The following is a 15,358-nucleotide window of genomic DNA, read 5'->3' as shown; positions in this document are numbered from 1 at the left end:
TACAGATCTCGGGCACGCGGGCGACGTCCATGCGGTCAAGGCGAACGCGGAGATCCTGGTCGAAGTCGACCGGGACCTTGACCGCGTCGCCGACCTGTAGATCGAGCTCACGAAATTGTCTACGCTAACGGTCGCCACCTTCTTGTACCATGCGTCGAAACCGCTGATCTAGGCCGAGAGGCGGTCTGCGGAGCGGTCTTGGGCGGTGTCAGGTTCCGCTTTGTGTCGAGCGCCGGTTATATCCGCAACGAGTCCACTGGGACCCTGCCAATGGCCGATGTGAGGATCTCCGACTACTCGCACATCGTGTGCTTGCAGGACCGGGTCCAGTCACGGATGGTCTCGGCATTCCTCGACGTCACGCAGTTGCTGCGGAACGCGAGCGCGGGCGGATGAGACTAGCGGTCGTTTCAGATATTCACGGCAATCTACCGGCGCTTACGGCGGTCGGCGAACGCATCGAGGCGCTGTCGGTCGACCTTGTCGTTAATCTCGGCGATTGCGCCTCGGGGCCGCTGTGGCCGGCTGAAACGGTGGCGACGTTGCGTGCGTCGCCATGGCTGCATGTCCGTGGCAACCACGATCGGCAGGTCGGCGGATCACTGGACGGCAGGCTCGGCCGATCGGATAGCACGACGTGGCGCGCGCTGGACCCATCGGCGCGGGCTTGGCTGCACGGTTTGCCCGAACGCGTCGAACTTGCGGACGCGCTTTTCGTTCACGGCGCACCTGGAAGCGACGAGACGTTCCTACTGGAAGAAATTGTCGAGGAGCGGCTTGTGGCAGCCCGCGAGGACGAGGTCGTCGCGCGGCTCGGCGGGCAGGACTGGCGGACGGTGTTCTGTGGGCACAGCCACGTTCCGGGTCTGCTCGCGCTCGCAAGAGGACCGATGGTTGTCAATCCTGGCAGCGTCGGCTGGCCGGCCTACCGGAACGTCGATCCGGCCTATGTCTCGGAAGTTGGATCGCCCCACGCACGTTTTGCGGTCGTCGATTTGGCGACACGGCCGCTCGACGTCGAACTGCTCGCGGTCTCGTATGACTGGGACCGCGCGGCGCAGCGCGCCGAAGAGTACGGCCGTGACGACTGGGCTTACTCGCTGAGGACCGGCCTTGCGCCCGGCGGCTGACGGTCAGGCGCCGAAGCGGGCGAACTCGCTCGCAAGCCTGTAGTAGATCGCACGCTTGTCCGGCACGAGGATAGAAAAAGCTCGGCCAACTGCTCCCACCGCCGGTCGCAGAATTCAGGCGCCCCCCTTTGACCGCCCACACTCGTCCACCTCGGCGCCTTCGCCATCGACGCGCATCGCGAACCAGCGCTACCGCCCGTCGCGGAATACGACGAAGGCCCGGACGCCGAGCCAGTGTTGCAGGCGCTCTGAGCCAACGACATGGCGCTTGGCTCCAGCGATGGCGCCTATACGGCGATGTTGAACACACGCTTATGGGATGTCGCACAGCCCGCTAAATGACCGGGATGGGCGAAAATCCGTCATGCGTCGCGAAGTGAGCGAACGTCCGCTTTCTCGACTTTGCTCCCGAATTCGGACCAGCCGAAATCCACCCACGACAAACTTTCATACGGACTATCAGCATCGACGGGATCTGGCCGAAAGCCGTCGGTCTACTTTCTAACATGCGATGGCTAAAACCAGATGTTGCCGGTCACGGCAGCGCTTTACCACCGCTTGACAAGCGGACATGCTTTCCTAGCAGAATCTAAGTCTTCCTGGGAGCTTTCCAGTTGTCACAAGCGCCTTGTCGAGAGTGGGACCGAATTGCCGACATAATCAGCCGCGCTACTTGTCGTTGCGTCCGAATAGGGACAGAGGCTCGTGCGCGTACGGATTGGTCCGCGGACGTTTTTTGCTTACATCGAAAGGTGATCTTTAGGAGGCTGTGTGTTTCCTTTCAGGGTTTTCGTCACACTCAAGAAAGCTGAGATCATGCGAGATGAGAGCCTATCGCGCAGGCAGACGATCCGCGCGTAATTGTAGATCTCCGCGTCGATGATCGGCAGGCTGGTGATCCGCTTGTCCTCGACGTACTCCGCTTGTGATACGAAGCCGAACCCAACCCCACTCGCAACTGCTTCACGGAGAGCTTCACGACTTCCAATCTCCATAACGACTTGTGGGATGACGCCGGCCGCCGCCATGGCTGCGTCGCTTGCTCGTCGAGTGTTAGAACCGTGCTCACGCGCGACCATTGCTTGGCCATGCAGATCGCACAACCGCATACCCCGTCGGCGCTGAACGAAGAGCGGGTGATCTTTTCTGCCAAAGGCGACGATTGCATCCTTGCTGTACTCCGAAACCCAGAGCCGCGGATCATCATCGACATAGGCCAGGACGGCGACGTCTGAGCGAAAATCTAGAAGATTTTGCAGCACCACCTGAGAATTGCCAACCGAAACTGAGATTTCGATCTGCGGATAGTGCGCATGAAACGCCACCAGCATTTCGGTAGCGTGAAAGGGCCCTACGGCGCCAACCCGCAGATGACCCGTGCGCAGCTCACGGCTCTCGACCAGGAAATGCCGTGCTTCTGCTTCGTCGGCAAATAGGCGCCGTGTGATCGTTTGAAGCTGCCGCCCCGCATCGGTGAGACGCATGCGGCCGCCTGAGCGCACGAACAGCTCGATCGCGTACTCGTCTTCCAAAGATCGGATCTGCGTCGTTAGCGTCGGCTGACTGACGTTGAGCTGATGCGCCGCCGCGGTGACGCTTTCGGTAAACGCCACGGCGTGGAAGGCGCGGAGTTGGGTATGTCTCATAGGTTTTTTCTATAGGAACGGCAAAAACTATCAATTCGCCCCGTGAGCTGCATTATGGTTCCTAATCCTGGAGCAAAAACAATAACCTTGGGAGAAAGGCGGAAATGGCGAAGTCCTGGACTTATGCGAACCCGGTCACCGTGACCTTCGGCGAAGAAGCAACAGTAGCAATTCGTGCCAAGCTAGCGGGCCGAAGCTTCTGCCTTCTGACGTACAATGATCATCCGTATTTTGACCACATGGTCGAGAGGATTAAAAAAGAAGTTGGATATCCGTCCGTCATCGTCCGAGATGTTGAGCCTAATCCAAGCTTCAACGGTCTTCGAATTGCATGTAATTCCTACGGCAAGACCGGTATCCAACCCGAGGTAATCGTTGCTTTTGGTGGTGGTTCGGTCATCGACACCGCCAAGGTGCTGGCGGCCTCCGGCAACGACTTCTCCATCGTCCAAGAATTCTTGGAGGGACGCACCGGGCCGCAATTCTTGAGCGCCACCCCGATCATTGCGGTGCCCACCACAGCTGGTACTGGCAGCGAGGTAACCTCCTGGGCGACCGTCTGGGACACTGAAGTCAAGCAAAAGTACTCGCTCAACCGCCCCAACCTCTACCCCGAGCACGCCATTCTCGATCCGCGCACCTCGCTAGCCGTGCCGCGCGGTCTGACGATGTCGACCGGCCTGGATGCCCTGTCACACGCATTGGAGAGCATCTGGAATGTTAATGCCAACCCGGTCTCCGTCAACCATGCGGTAATGGCGGCGACAGAAGTCCTCTCGGGCCTGCCACTCTTGCTGGATCGCCTCGATGACGTCGAGCTCCGCAGCCGCATCGCCCGTGCGAGCCTGTTCGCCGGGCTTGCTTTCTCTAACACAAAGACAGCCCTCGCCCACTCGCTATCTTACTACCTGACGCTGCACCACGGCACCGTCCACGGCATCGCTTGCTCCTTCAGCCTCCCGGCGGTCATGCGCAGCGTGATCGGGCGCGATGCGAACTGTGACGCTGCGCTTAAACGCATCTTTGGCGAAGACTTAGCTGCCGGTGCGGATAGGCTCGAAGCTTTCCTGACCGACCTCGGCGTCTCGACCCGTGCCACCGACTACGGGGTTACGCGCGAAGACTGGATCGGTGCCATTGATGACGCCCTGCTGGGCGAGCGCGGCCGCAACTTTATTGGCAGCCGAGAGGCTGTGTTGGCGGCGGCAGCCTAAGGGAGGACGCGATGAACATACATACCAATGTCGGCGCGGACGTCGTTGCCAATGACCGCGCGTATCGGCGGCCGGACCATCCGGTTGTGATCATCTGCATCGATGGGTCTGAACCGGGCTACATCGAGGCGGCCGTCGAGAACGGCCTCGCGCCGAACCTCGGCCGCTTAATGGAAACCGGTGCAAACATGACTGCGCTGTCGGTCATCCCGAGTTTCACCAACCCCAATAACTTATCGATCATCACTGGGCGCCCGCCCGCCTGGCACGGCATCGCCGGAAATTTCTTCTATGACCGCGACGCGGGCGTCGAAGTGATGATGAACGACGCGCGCTTCCTGCGCGCGCCGACCATCCTGGCCGAGTTCCAGAAGGCCGGCATGAAGGTCGCAATGGTCACCGCCAAGGACAAGCTGCGCACCCTACTTGGCAAGGGACTTGATTTCACTACTGGCACCGCAATCGCTTTCTCGTCGGAGAAGGCAGACAAGGCCAACAAGGCTGAGAACGGCATCGATAATGTGCTCGACTTCGTCGGCTTGCCACTTCCGGAGGTCTACTCAGCCGACTTATCCGAGTTCGTCTTTGCCGCCGGCGTGAAGCTGCTCAAGACATTCCGGCCGGACGTAATGTACCTGTCGACGACCGACTACGTGCAGCATAAGGCGGCTCCGGGCACAGAGGTAGCCAATAGCTTCTACGCGATGTTCGACCGCTATGTCGGTGAACTCGACGCGGCAGGCTGCACGCTCGTGATGACTGCCGATCACGGCATGAACGATAAGCACCTCGCAGACGGCCAGCCGGACGTAATCTACCTACAGGAGATCCTGGACAAGGAACTCGGCGCCGGTACGACGCGTGTAATTCTACCGATCACTGATCCCTACGTTGCACATCACGGGGCCCTGGGCTCGTTTGCCACGGTTTACGTCGATGCAAACAAGCTCGACGCCGTCATCGCGGTCACCAGAAACATCCCAGGCGTTACCGTTGCCATCCCTGCCGAGGAGGCCTGCCAGCGTTTCGAACTGCCAGCCGACCGGATCGGCGACGTCGTGGTTCTCTCGGGCCGGCACAAGGTCCTCGGCACAGCCGCAGTCAAACACGACTTGTCCGGTCTGACCGAGCCTCTGCGTTCCCACGGTGGTCTCACCGAGCAGGTGGTGCCGATGATCGCCAATCGGCAGATCGCGATCCCTAAAGGCCGCACGCTGCGCAACTTCGACGTCTTCGACGTCGCCCTGAACCTCGTGCGGTGATGCTCATGAACGCGAACGTGAAACCACCCGTACGCCGCGAGGCCATGCGGATCGCCGGCAAGCTCGTCCAAACCGACGACCAGGTCGAGGTCCGCAACCCCTACGACAACTCTGTCGTCGGCCTCGTGCCGGCGGCGCGCCCCGAGCACGTCCGAGAGGCCTTTGCCAAGGCCCGAGCATTCAAGCCGAGGCTCACCCGCTACGAGCGCCAGCAGATCCTGCAACGCACGGCCGAGATGCTGCGCGATCGCAAAGAGACCTTCGCCGCTCTTATTACGGCCGAGTCCGGGCTATGCTGGAAGGACTCGCTCTATGAGGCCAGCCGCGCCTACGATGTCTGGTCGTTTGCGGCGCAGCTGACGATCAAGGATGACGGTGAGATCTACTCCTGCGACGTCTCGCCGAACGGCAAGGCCCGCAAGATCTACACAACCCGCCTGCCGTTGCTTGGGGTGATCTCGGCCATAACCCCGTTCAATCATCCGCTCAACATGGTCAGCCACAAGCTGGCGCCAGCCATTGCTACCAACAACCGGCTGGTGCTGAAGCCGACTGAGCTGACGCCTTTGACCGCCTTGGCCCTGGCCGACGTGTTGTACGAGGCAGGGCTGCCGCCGGAGATGCTCTCCGTGGTCACCGGCAATCCATCCACGATGGGCGACTCCATGATCAATGATCCGGATGCCGACCTCGTAACCTTCACTGGTTCGGTCCACGTCGGCAAGCACATCGCCAATACGGCCGGTTATAAGCGCATCGTGCTCGAACTTGGCGGCAATGACCCGCTGATCGTCATGGAGGATGCCGATCTCGATAAGGCAGCCGAACTTGCGGTGACCGGAGCCACGAAGAACTCTGGCCAGCGCTGCACGGCGGTAAAGCGCATCCTGGTGGTGGAGAGCGTGGCTGACGCGTTTTCCAAGCTCGTGGTTGAGAAGGCGAAGCGCCTGAAGTGCGGAGACCCGTCAAATCCTGAAACGGATGTTGGCACCGTCATCAACGAGCGCTCCGCCACCCTTTTCGAGAAGCGCGTGAACGATGCAATCCAGCACGGGGCCGAGCTTCTCTCCGGCGCTCCGCGCCAGGGGGCACTTTTTGCGCCGACCGTGGTCGACCGAGTGCCCTACGACTGCGAATTAGTGCGCGAGGAGACGTTCGGTCCGGTGATCCCGATCATTCGCTGTCCAGATGACATCGCCAAGGTCATCCAGATCTCGAACTCGACTGCCTACGGCCTGTCATCGGGTGTTTGCACCAATCGCCTCGACTACGTCAGTCGCTTCGTCGCCGAACTTGAAGTCGGCACGGTCAACGTCTGGGAAGTCCCGGGCTACCGCATTGAGATGTCGCCCTTTGGTGGGATCAAGGACTCGGGCCTTGGTTACAAAGAGGGTGTCGTAGAAGCCATGAAGAGCTTCACAAATGTCAGGACATGGTCGACGCCCTGGCATCAATAAAGCGCCGCTAAAATCGCGGGCACTTGGATCAATAAAAACGACCAGTGCTCGGCGACATCTTCATTTACTGTCCCAGGGAGGGAACGTCGATGACCACCGCACAGGTGGGGGTGCAAGGCTTTGCCACAACCCCAGTACAAATCTCGTTCCGTCGCGCGCAGTGGCGTATGCTGCTGGCGACGATGTTCTGTTATTTCTTCTTCTATACCGGGCGGCAGACTTTTGGCTTTGCCATTCCCGGTATTCAAGCTGAGTTCGGCGTGACTAAAGAAACACTTGGTTGGGTCAGCGCCTGCCTGCTGTGGGCCTACGCGATCGGCCAAGCCATCAATGGCAATCTCGGCGACAAGTTTGGCGGTCGGCGGGTCATGAGCGCCGGCGCGATCCTGTCCTGCGCGATGAACTGGGCAACCAGCTTCTCTACGGGGATTTTTACTCTTGGCGCGTTTTGGGGCGTGAACGGCTATTTCCAGGCGATGGGATGGGCGCCCGGCAGTAGCCTCTTGTCGAATTGGTGGGGACGCCACGAGCGCGGCAAAGTCTTCGGCTGCTACACGTTCGCGGCCGGCATGGCCTCAGTCCTGTCCTACGTCACGTCGCTCATCATCGTGCAGCAGCTCCATCTCGACTGGCGCTGGATCTTCCGCATCCCAGTGCTGCTGCTGTTAGTCGGTGGCATCACGTTCTACCTCGTCGTCCGCGAGCGTCCGGAGGACATGGGCTTCTCATCGCCCCACGACGACGCAGTCGACGAAAGCGTGGCTCCTGTCGCTGACGATGAGACCTCCTTCGAGCGCTACAAGGGTGTCCTTAAGAATTGGAGACTTCTGATCGGCGGTCTCGCCATTGGCTTTCAAAATGCAGCCCGCTACGGTCTGCTCGTCTGGGTGCCTGTGCACTTTCTCGGCGCAAACTGGGCGAAGGCAAGTGCACAGACTGCAGTGATCGACCCGAAGTGGATTAGCGTCGCGCTCCCCGTCGGCATGGCTTTCGGCGCGGCTACTAACGGCTGGATCTCGGACAAGATCTTCGGTTCCAAGCGCTACTTGGCGATCGTGCTGTACATGGCATGCGCGACGGTTATGTCGCTGTGTATGTACAAGATTCCGACGTCAGAGGTGTATCTCGGCCTCGCAGTGCTCTTCCTGTGCGGCTTCTTCGTCTATGGCCCACAGTCCTCGTTCTGGGCGCTTTGCCCGGACCTCGTCGGCCACAAGCGAGCCGGTACGGCGATCGGCGTGATGAACTTTTTCGCCTATCTGTTTGCCGGTCTCGGCGAGCCTTTGATCGGCGGGTTCATGGATACCCACAACGACACGTCACTTGTGTTCCTGATCGTGGCTGCTGCCAGCGCGGCGAGTGCCACAGTGTCATTGTTCATTCGCCGCTGAGTGGCATCGCCCCTTTTTGCGGACGTTTGACCTACAGCTCTAAGAAGCATCGTCCCAGCGTACGGGGCGGTGCTCCTGCTTTAAGTGACCGCTGTTGTAACTAAATCAAGGTATGCGCATGATGGAGGATCCAGACGTCTCAGGTGGGTCGGCAGGCTTAAAGCGTACCCTCGCCCGCATCGCTTGCGCGCTGAACGTTCCTATCCGTGCGTTCGACCCCTCGGGTCCTGCTGCGACAGAGATTGGCCTTCGCGAGCAGGCGGTGTTGCTTGATCTGATGATGGAAAAATTGCGCTGTGCTGATGCGGAAACGCGTCAGCAATTCATCGAGGCACTTCAGGCTCTGCAAGTAGTCATCGAAATTTAGTTGGGGCGATCGCAGGTGCGCTTGACGATCATAGTTTGCTCTACCTATGCGACTAAGGCCGTTATCCCCACTATAATCTTGTTGACCTAAGGTATGGTGATCGCCACATATTTGGAGCCGGCCTTCTGAGGACCGAAAAGAAAGTGTGCTCCCCGAGAAAGGCGGCGCAGCTTGTCTATCACTGGCGTATGGCTGTGTACCCAACAGAGTGATTGGGCCTTATGCAGTTTTGTCCGATCGTCCCGATCTCCATAGCCAGCCCTTATGCGAGTAGGCCGGCAGGGCAACGGTGACGATGAATGTCCGCTATGTGGGAGCGGGTAAGGCTGATTGAATGACCGGGATCGGCGCCAAGCCGAATGTCTGGTCCTGCACGCGATGCCGATCCGGTGTGGCGTAGTCTGGCCGAAAGCGGCCGGTCCGCTTTGGAGGGGGCTTGCTGGAAAAACGGACAGCGTCTTACCCGATCCAATCCGGTCATTCCGTCGAGGACGCGAATTTGCCGAAAGCTGTCGGGCGGCATTGTGGGCGAACGTGCCCAGTACCACGGCTGGGCTTTGTCCTCGCCCGGATTCGGAAAGCTCGATCTGGATGAGGCCTGGGAGGCAGGTGATTCCAAATAACCCTGTCAAAGAACCTGACACCGCCTCCTGCCCCTCCCCACGGGAAAGGGGCCGGCACCCGGCCTCGCGACAGTGTGTTTCAAGGCCAATCAAACATTGTCTTGTGAAGACTTAATCTCTGCTCAGGACATGGGTGACGAAGCGGGCGATGACGTCGGCAGTTTCTGCCAACGCTTCGCGATGTGGGTGATGCCCAACATTCGGCATCTCATAAATATTCAGCAGACCGGCGGGGCAAAGTCTGCGAGCGGCAGCAATCTGAGCCTTAGTTCCGTAAGCATCCTTCGTCCCCTGGATGATGATTGCCGGGACGGTCCATCGCGTGAGGGCTGTCTCGATTGTCCATCCGCGCCGAGCCGGATCCAACCAAGCGTCGTTCCAGCCGCGAAAGGCTCCCTCGACATCGGTATGCCGACGGCCGAGACGGACCTTCAGATCGCCCTTGTCATAGGCGTCCCGGGCCCGTCGGGCCCCGGCCAGCGTCGCCTCCTCGACGAAGAAATGGGGCGCGATAAGGACGCCGCCCCGCACGCGGGTGTCGCCCTCCGCCAACGCGAGGGCCGCGATCGAGGCGCCATCGGAATGGCCGATCAGCAGGCCGCTTCGCAGTCCCGCGAGGTCGAAGACCTGGGGAAGTATGGTGCAGGCTTCCTGTTCGAGAAAGTCGGCCCGGCGGGGCAGAGGCACCGGACTCGAGGCCCCATAACCCTGCCGCGAGAAAGCCAGGACACCGCATCCGGTCTTCTCGACCAGAATTTCCGGCAGCAAGCCCCACTGCGTGGCAGAACCGAGACCCTCATGAAGCAACACCAGCGTCGGCGCCAAGTCCGGCTGCGGACCGACGAAACGGTATTCCAGCCGTAGGTCGGCCACCGCAAAGGTGCCGAACGTGTCGAGAGGGATCATCCCATCTCCACCATCATCCTCTCCGCGATCTTTTCCGCAATCATCAAGGTCGGGACGTTCGTGTTTGCGCTAGGAAGGCGGGGCATCACCGATGCGTCGGCGACGGACAGGTTCTCGGTTCCGATGACGCGCCCCCCCGGATCGACCACCGCGCCGGGATCGTCGGCCCGGCCCATGCGGCACGTACCGCTCGCATGCCAGACCCCGAAGACGTTGTCCCGGACAAAGTCGTCGAGAGCGCCATCGTCCTGGAGCACTGTCGCCCAAGCGTGGCCGCCTAAGACGGCGCGCAGCAGCGGGGCGCGCAGCATGGCCGGTGCATCGAACACGGGGGCGAGGAGGCCGGTGAGCCGCCGGTTGCGAGGGGAGACGGCGCTCAGCCGGCGGATCAGCGGCGAATAGTTCGCGGGGAATAGGTCGTCTGAGCGGGGGTTCAGCGTGGGCGAGACCACGAGGTCGCGGAGCAGCCGAATCCCCGAGGCGAGGCGTTCGAGATCGCGGCGATCCGAGAGCAGGCCGAGGTCGATGTCGGGCGGGCCGGACGGGTTCGCTGGATCGAGACGCAGGCGCCCGACCGAGTGCGGCTGGTTCACCCAGAGGAAGTAGAGCGCGAGGCGTCCGCCGAGGGCGTGCCAGCCGGCACGGGCGGAGGCGGTGAGATACATATCGGAGGCGCAGCCTCCGGGATGGCAGGACGTATAGCGCAGGGCCAGCAAGCTCGCGCGCCGGAAGGTCTCGGGCAGCCGGAGCGAGCGGGGAAGGACCTGGGCCATCGTCAAAGCGGGATGGTCCCGTAGGTTCTCGCCGACGCCCGAACGATCCAGCCGGACGGGTATCCCGCAGGCGGAGAGCGCATCGCCCGGGCCGATCCCGGCACGCAGGAGGAGCACCGGCGATCGAAGAGCGCCGGCGCACAGGACTACGGAGGCGGCGCTCACTTGCTGCTCGCATCCGTCGCCCCGCCGCAGCACTGCCCCGGTCGCGAGGCGCCCGTCCATCACCAGCGAACGGACCTCGAGGCCGGCGGCGATGGTGAGATTCGGCCGGGCCCGCGTCCCCACGTCCAGATACGCGGCGGCGGCCGAGACCCGCGCGTCGTCCCGGTTGGAGAAGGCCGGCGGGAAGATCCCGTCCTCGAATTCGCCGTTCTGATCGACGCGCCGGGGCAGCCCCGTCGCATCGAAGGCGCGGGCGACCGCATGGGCGAAGGGGGGCCATGCGGGCTCCAGGATGCGCCGGATCGGGAGCGGCCCATCATGGCCGTGCAGCGGACCGCCGCAATCGAGGTCGGTCTCGAGCCTGCGGAAATACGGCAGCACGTCGTCCCAGGCCCAGCCCTCGGCGCCGAGCGCGGCCCAGGCCTCGTAATCGCGGGGCAGCCCGCGGTTGGCCGCCTGGACGTTGATGCTGGACGAGCCGCCCATCACCCGGCCCTGCTCGTAGGCCCGCCGCCGCGTGCGACCGCGGGAGTCGCGGGTGACTGCCGCGTCGAGCCCCGGCCAGATGTAGGTGTCGCCATGGAACAGCGGCATCGGATAGCTGTCGAGGATCTCCGCCGGCACCCGGCCCGGCGGTGTATCGATGCCGGCTTCGACGAGGAGCACCCGGCGCCGCGGGTCGGCGGAGAGCCGGTGGGCCATCACGCAGCCGGCAGAGCCCCCGCCGACGATCAACACGTCGACCGTTTCGGGCAAGGCGTTCACGGGATCAGCCGATTGCCGCGCGCCAGTCGGCGCCGGACGCGAGCACCGCGTCGAGATCGACCTCGGCCTCGCCGGGAACACGGATGCGCTTGAATTTCATGGGGGGCGCGTCGAGCGGAACGGTCGCGTCGAGACCCATCTTCGCGCCGACCCCCTCGCGGCCCGAGGGATCGAGCTTCGAGCCCTGGGCGTGAGGGATGACGACGAGGTCTCGGTCCGCCTGGAACCGCGTCGAGACCGCCCATTCAACTTCTTGTGGGGCGTGGATGTCGACATCCGTATCGACCACGACGGCGTGCTTGATGTCGTAGTGGGCGGCGAAGGCCCCGAGCAGCACGTTCTTGGCCTCGCCCTCCTGCGTCTTCCGCAGGCGGACGTAGAGGTGGTAACGGCCGACTCCCCCCAGGGACAGATGCACGTCCTCGACACCGGGGAAGCTGCGCTGGAGGGTCGCGAGGATCGTGGCCTCGCGGGGGATCGCCCCCAGCAACAGATGCTCCAGACCGCCCCCGACGATCATGTGGAAGATCGGGTCGCGCCGGTGCGTCACCGCATCGACCCGCATGACGTGCCGCTTGGCCCGCTCCCCGTAATATTGCGGGAACTCCCCGAACGGCCCTTCGGGTTCGCGGATTTCGGGCAGGAGGCGGCCCTCGATCACGATCTCTGCGTTCGCCGGAACGCGCACGCCGTTCGTCAGGCACTTGACCACGTCGAGGGGTTGGCCGGTGAGCGCCCCGGCGATCTCCAACTCGTCGTGGCCGAGGGGCACGATGGCCTGGGATGCGAGGAGGCAGGCGGGATCGACGCCGACCACGAGGGCGACTTCGAGGCCCCGGCCCTGGGCCTCGGCCTTGCGGTAGAAATTGTCGGTATGCCGGGGCAGGACCAGCACGCCGATCCTGTCCGGACCGCTAATCTGGCAACGCAGGATGGCGACGTTCTGCAGGCCGGTCTCTGGGTCCCGGGAGATCATCAGGCCCGCCGAGATGTAGGGGCCGCTGTCGTGCTCGTTCAAAGTCGGCACCGGCAGGAGCTTCAGGATGTCGAGTCCCTCCCGGTGGACGACCTCCTGCGCGGGGGCGGAGTTGCGTTCGTGCCAGGGGAGCGGCTGGGCGGCGGCCTGCTGGAAATGGGCGACGAGGCGATCCTGCGTGGTGCCGAGGGCTTCCGCCATCCAGGCCCGGCTCGACACGAGGCCCGAGACGATGGTGCCCGGATGCCCCCCGGGCTGCGGAAACAGGCTGGCCTGCCGGCCGTCGAGGCGGTTCGCCACCGCCGCCGCCTCGTGGCGCAAGCCGATTCCCGGCCGCGCGATGGCGAGGCGCCCATCCCCGGACAGCCGATCGAGCCAGTCGCGGAGGGAACGAACGGGAGTGGGCGCGTTCATGCTGTCCTCACGGCGGGGTCATCTCAACCAAGCTTGCCAGGGGAGGAAGCGTTAAGGCCTTCCCGCAGGCGGGAAAAATAACGATTGGTGATGCCGCCCATCAGCCGGTTTGAATTGCGCCGACCAGCCCGCACATGGTCCTCTGGCGCGTTGCTCGTGTCGCCCGGGTCCCGTGTATGGATCTCCGTCAGATCTCTTACTTCGTCGCCCTGTTCGAGGAGGGCAGCGTCACCCGCGCCGCGCAGCGGATGAACGTCGTCCAGCCCGCGCTCAGCATGCAGATCGCCAAGCTGGAACGGGAACTCGGCCAGCGCCTGTTCGACCGCCAGCCGAAGGCCATGGTGCCGACAGCCGCCGGCCGGACGCTGCACCAACTGGTCCACCCGATCCAGCGGGATGTCGCCGAGGCCCGGGCGGCCATGGCGCGCCTGTCCCAAACCGTGTCGGGCCGCGTCACGGCGGGCATCCTGTCGTCCCTGTCGATGAGCGTAATCCCGAGCGTCCTCGCTCGCTTCGCGGCGGCCTACCCAGAGGTCGAGCTGTCGCTGGCCGATGGCTACAGCAGCACCTTCATCGAGGGCGTCGGCAGCGGCGCCCTCGACCTCGCGGTGATCAACCGGCCGGCCCGACGCCTCGGCCTCGTCATGGCACCCCTCCTCGACGAGGAAATGGTCGTGGTCGGCGGGCGCGACACACCGTTGCCGGTGCCCCTACCCCTCCGGATGGCGGACCTCGCCGCCCTCAACCTGATCCTGCCGTCGACCCGCCACGGCCTGCGCGTCGAACTCGACCGCCGTGTCGCCGCCGCGGACGTGATCCTGTGCCCAAAGCTCGAACTCGACCTGCCCCCCGCGATCGCGGACTTCGTGGCGCGCTCGACGAGTTTCACTGTGCTGCCGAGCATCGCCGTCAGCCGACAGCTCGCCAACGGGTCCCTCAAGGCCTATCGCATCGTCGCGCCGCGCATCGCCCGCGAATTGGTGATCATTCACCATCCGCAGAAACCGCTCAGCCACGCGGCGCAGCTCCTTATCGGCATCCTTGAGGAGGAGTTGACCGCGGCGGCGACCGCACTCCAGGCCCATATCATCACCGGTTGAGCCCCCCGGACTGATGGCAGCGATCAGCCGACGTTATTCGACACGAGCGAGCACACCCCGATACTGTCACCGGAAACGTCGCCGCGCCCGTTGCGGCCGGGAGGAACGATGACACCGCTGCCCCTCGTGGTCGGCATCTCGGGTGCTTCGGGGGTGATCTATGGGATCCGTCTCCTGGAAATCCTGCGCGACCTCGCGATCCCGGCCCATCTCGTGATATCGCGCTCGGCCGAGGTGACGCTGGCCCATGAGACCGACCTCAAGGTCGCCGACGTCCGCGCCCTGGCCGCCAAGACCTACGCCCAGGGGGACATCGGCGCCTCGATCGCCTCCGGATCCTTCCGGACCCGCGGCATGGTCGTGGCGCCCTGCTCCATGCGAAGCCAGGCCGAGATCGCGACCGGCGTCACATCCGGCCTGCTGACGCGGGCCGCCGACGTGACCCTGAAGGAGCGCCGCCGCCTCGTCCTGATGGTGCGGGAGACCCCCCTCCACACCGGCCACCTCCGCACCATGACGGCGCTCTCGGAAATGGGGGCGATCATCGCCCCGCCGGTTCCGGCCTTCTACGCGCGTCCGGAGAGCCTCGCCGAAATGGTGGACCATACGATTGGGCGGGTTCTCGACCTGTTCGACATCGACGCACCCGGCGTCCGGCGTTGGCGGAGCGGAGAAGGCTGACCGGCGCTCAGCCCTCCAGCGCCGTCGCGAGAACCCGCAGCGGTGCCTCCGGCCAGGTCCGGCCGAGATGAGCGGCATAGAGGGCCAGCGCCTCGCCGCCCGAACTCGCCGGCATATCCGGGACCGGCGCGGCCTCGAAGAGAGCCGCGAGGGCGAGGCGCTCCGCCTCGATCTCCGCGAGCTTGATCCGCTCCCGGAGCGCCTCCGTCCCCTGGCCCGGCATGAGGTCCGACCGCATCGCCCGGCGGATCGCCCGTAAGGGAATAATCACCTGTCCGCGCCAGGTTCCGATCCGGGCTTCCGCTCCGGCGAGCGCCGAGGCGTCCAGCCTTCGTCCGGTCCTCCCGCACCAGATCAGGTACAGGAGCAGGGGCACATCGGCGCCGCCCTCGTCCTGGAGCGCGAGGCAGGCCGCGGCGACGCCGGGCCGGCCGTAGAACGCGCAGGCGAAGCTCCAGAGGGGATCACTCGTCATGGGAGGCCTCCGC

General features: G+C 63.6%; 14 protein-coding genes. 9 read left to right on the top strand and 5 right to left on the bottom strand.

What is annotated here, in order from left to right; all coding sequences use genetic code 11:
- The first annotated feature begins 270 nt into the window (after positions 1 to 270).
- Complete coding sequence (locus tag MKK82_RS34110; protein WP_279603358.1) at positions 271 to 396, top strand: hypothetical protein; 126 nt, start codon at positions 271 to 273, stop codon at positions 394 to 396.
- Positions 393 to 1,130, top strand: a complete 738-nt coding sequence (locus MKK82_RS30065; RefSeq protein WP_243987750.1) for a metallophosphoesterase family protein — start codon at positions 393 to 395, stop codon at positions 1,128 to 1,130. Before MKK82_RS34110 ends, MKK82_RS30065 begins: the two co-directional genes overlap by 4 nt.
- 740 nt (positions 1,131 to 1,870) lie before the next feature.
- On the opposite strand, the gene MKK82_RS30060 is transcribed toward MKK82_RS30065, so the two are convergent.
- Positions 1,871 to 2,776 (bottom strand): LysR substrate-binding domain-containing protein, encoded by a 906-nt coding sequence (locus MKK82_RS30060; RefSeq protein ID WP_243987749.1) that lies wholly within the window; start codon positions 2,774 to 2,776, stop codon positions 1,871 to 1,873.
- 104 nt (positions 2,777 to 2,880) lie between these two features.
- On the opposite strand from MKK82_RS30060, the gene MKK82_RS30055 reads away from it, so the two are divergent.
- From MKK82_RS30055 to MKK82_RS30035, 5 genes are all read left to right on the top strand, one after another.
- On the top strand, positions 2,881 to 3,990 hold the full coding sequence (locus tag MKK82_RS30055) for a phosphonoacetaldehyde reductase (RefSeq protein ID WP_243987748.1): 1,110 nt from the start codon (positions 2,881 to 2,883) through the stop codon (positions 3,988 to 3,990).
- Positions 3,991 to 4,001: 11 nt separating this feature from the next.
- Entirely contained in the window at positions 4,002 to 5,252 is a 1,251-nt protein-coding gene (gene phnA, locus MKK82_RS30050; RefSeq protein WP_279603357.1) for a phosphonoacetate hydrolase, read from the top strand.
- 5 nt (positions 5,253 to 5,257) lie between these two features.
- A complete protein-coding gene (phnY, locus tag MKK82_RS30045; protein WP_243987747.1) occupies positions 5,258 to 6,709 on the top strand; it encodes a phosphonoacetaldehyde dehydrogenase in 1,452 nt (483 codons plus the stop codon).
- A gap of 89 nt (positions 6,710 to 6,798) precedes the next feature.
- A complete protein-coding gene (locus MKK82_RS30040) occupies positions 6,799 to 8,100 on the top strand; it encodes an MFS transporter (protein WP_243987746.1) in 1,302 nt (433 codons plus the stop codon).
- 118 nt (positions 8,101 to 8,218) lie between these two features.
- Positions 8,219 to 8,467 carry a hypothetical protein gene (locus tag MKK82_RS30035; RefSeq protein WP_243987745.1) on the top strand — a complete coding sequence of 83 codons (249 nt, stop codon included), beginning with the start codon at positions 8,219 to 8,221 and terminating at the stop codon, positions 8,465 to 8,467.
- Between the two features lie 734 nt (positions 8,468 to 9,201).
- Here MKK82_RS30035 and MKK82_RS30030 read toward each other — a convergent pair.
- The 3 genes from MKK82_RS30030 to MKK82_RS30020 are packed head-to-tail and all read right to left on the bottom strand — an operon-like array spanning position 9,202 to position 13,089.
- Entirely contained in the window at positions 9,202 to 9,996 is a 795-nt protein-coding gene (locus MKK82_RS30030; RefSeq protein ID WP_243987744.1) for an alpha/beta fold hydrolase, read from the bottom strand.
- Positions 9,993 to 11,699, bottom strand: coding sequence for a GMC family oxidoreductase (locus MKK82_RS30025; protein ID WP_243987743.1), 1,707 nt, complete (start codon positions 11,697 to 11,699; stop codon positions 9,993 to 9,995). Before MKK82_RS30025 ends, MKK82_RS30030 begins: the two co-directional genes overlap by 4 nt.
- A 4-nt stretch (positions 11,700 to 11,703) precedes the next feature.
- On the bottom strand, positions 11,704 to 13,089 hold the full coding sequence (locus MKK82_RS30020; protein ID WP_243987741.1) for a UbiD family decarboxylase: 1,386 nt from the start codon (positions 13,087 to 13,089) through the stop codon (positions 11,704 to 11,706).
- A 176-nt stretch (positions 13,090 to 13,265) separates the two neighbouring features.
- Here MKK82_RS30020 and MKK82_RS30015 point away from each other — a divergent pair, with 176 nt between their 5' ends.
- Together MKK82_RS30015 and MKK82_RS30010 are read left to right on the top strand one after the other, a co-directional pair.
- Positions 13,266 to 14,189 (top strand): LysR family transcriptional regulator, encoded by a 924-nt coding sequence (locus MKK82_RS30015; RefSeq protein WP_243987739.1) that lies wholly within the window; start codon positions 13,266 to 13,268, stop codon positions 14,187 to 14,189.
- 108 nt (positions 14,190 to 14,297) lie between these two features.
- Complete coding sequence (locus MKK82_RS30010) at positions 14,298 to 14,870, top strand: UbiX family flavin prenyltransferase (protein ID WP_243987737.1); 573 nt, start codon at positions 14,298 to 14,300, stop codon at positions 14,868 to 14,870.
- A gap of 7 nt (positions 14,871 to 14,877) precedes the next feature.
- Here MKK82_RS30010 and MKK82_RS30005 read toward each other — a convergent pair whose 3' ends face one another.
- Complete coding sequence (locus MKK82_RS30005; protein ID WP_243987735.1) at positions 14,878 to 15,345, bottom strand: TIGR02444 family protein; 468 nt, start codon at positions 15,343 to 15,345, stop codon at positions 14,878 to 14,880.
- Positions 15,346 to 15,358: the final 13 nt, after the last annotated feature.

It is taken from the genome of Methylobacterium sp. E-046 (genome assembly GCF_022829625.1).
Taxonomy (GTDB): Bacteria; Pseudomonadota; Alphaproteobacteria; order Rhizobiales; family Beijerinckiaceae; genus Methylobacterium; species Methylobacterium longum.
Note: the sequence above shows the minus strand (reverse complement) of the source record. Positions and strands in the feature narration are given on the sequence as shown.

Excerpts from the sequence above, each read along its gene's own strand:
- MKK82_RS34110 (WP_279603358.1), top strand. The coding sequence starts at position 271 with ATGGCCGATGTGAGGATCTCCGACTACTCGCACATCGTGTGCTTGCAG.
- MKK82_RS30065 (WP_243987750.1), top strand. The coding sequence starts at position 393 with ATGAGACTAGCGGTCGTTTCAGATATTCACGGCAATCTACCGGCGCTT.
- MKK82_RS30060 (WP_243987749.1), bottom strand. The coding sequence starts at position 2,776 with ATGAGACATACCCAACTCCGCGCCTTCCACGCCGTGGCGTTTACCGAA.
- MKK82_RS30055 (WP_243987748.1), top strand. The coding sequence starts at position 2,881 with ATGGCGAAGTCCTGGACTTATGCGAACCCGGTCACCGTGACCTTCGGC.
- phnA (WP_279603357.1), top strand. The coding sequence starts at position 4,002 with ATGAACATACATACCAATGTCGGCGCGGACGTCGTTGCCAATGACCGC.
- phnY (WP_243987747.1), top strand. The coding sequence starts at position 5,258 with ATGAACGCGAACGTGAAACCACCCGTACGCCGCGAGGCCATGCGGATC.
- MKK82_RS30040 (WP_243987746.1), top strand. The coding sequence starts at position 6,799 with ATGACCACCGCACAGGTGGGGGTGCAAGGCTTTGCCACAACCCCAGTA.
- MKK82_RS30035 (WP_243987745.1), top strand. The coding sequence starts at position 8,219 with ATGATGGAGGATCCAGACGTCTCAGGTGGGTCGGCAGGCTTAAAGCGT.
- MKK82_RS30030 (WP_243987744.1), bottom strand. The coding sequence starts at position 9,996 with ATGATCCCTCTCGACACGTTCGGCACCTTTGCGGTGGCCGACCTACGG.
- MKK82_RS30020 (WP_243987741.1), bottom strand. The coding sequence starts at position 13,089 with ATGAACGCGCCCACTCCCGTTCGTTCCCTCCGCGACTGGCTCGATCGG.
- MKK82_RS30015 (WP_243987739.1), top strand. The coding sequence starts at position 13,266 with ATGGATCTCCGTCAGATCTCTTACTTCGTCGCCCTGTTCGAGGAGGGC.
- MKK82_RS30010 (WP_243987737.1), top strand. The coding sequence starts at position 14,298 with ATGACACCGCTGCCCCTCGTGGTCGGCATCTCGGGTGCTTCGGGGGTG.
- MKK82_RS30005 (WP_243987735.1), bottom strand. The coding sequence starts at position 15,345 with ATGACGAGTGATCCCCTCTGGAGCTTCGCCTGCGCGTTCTACGGCCGG.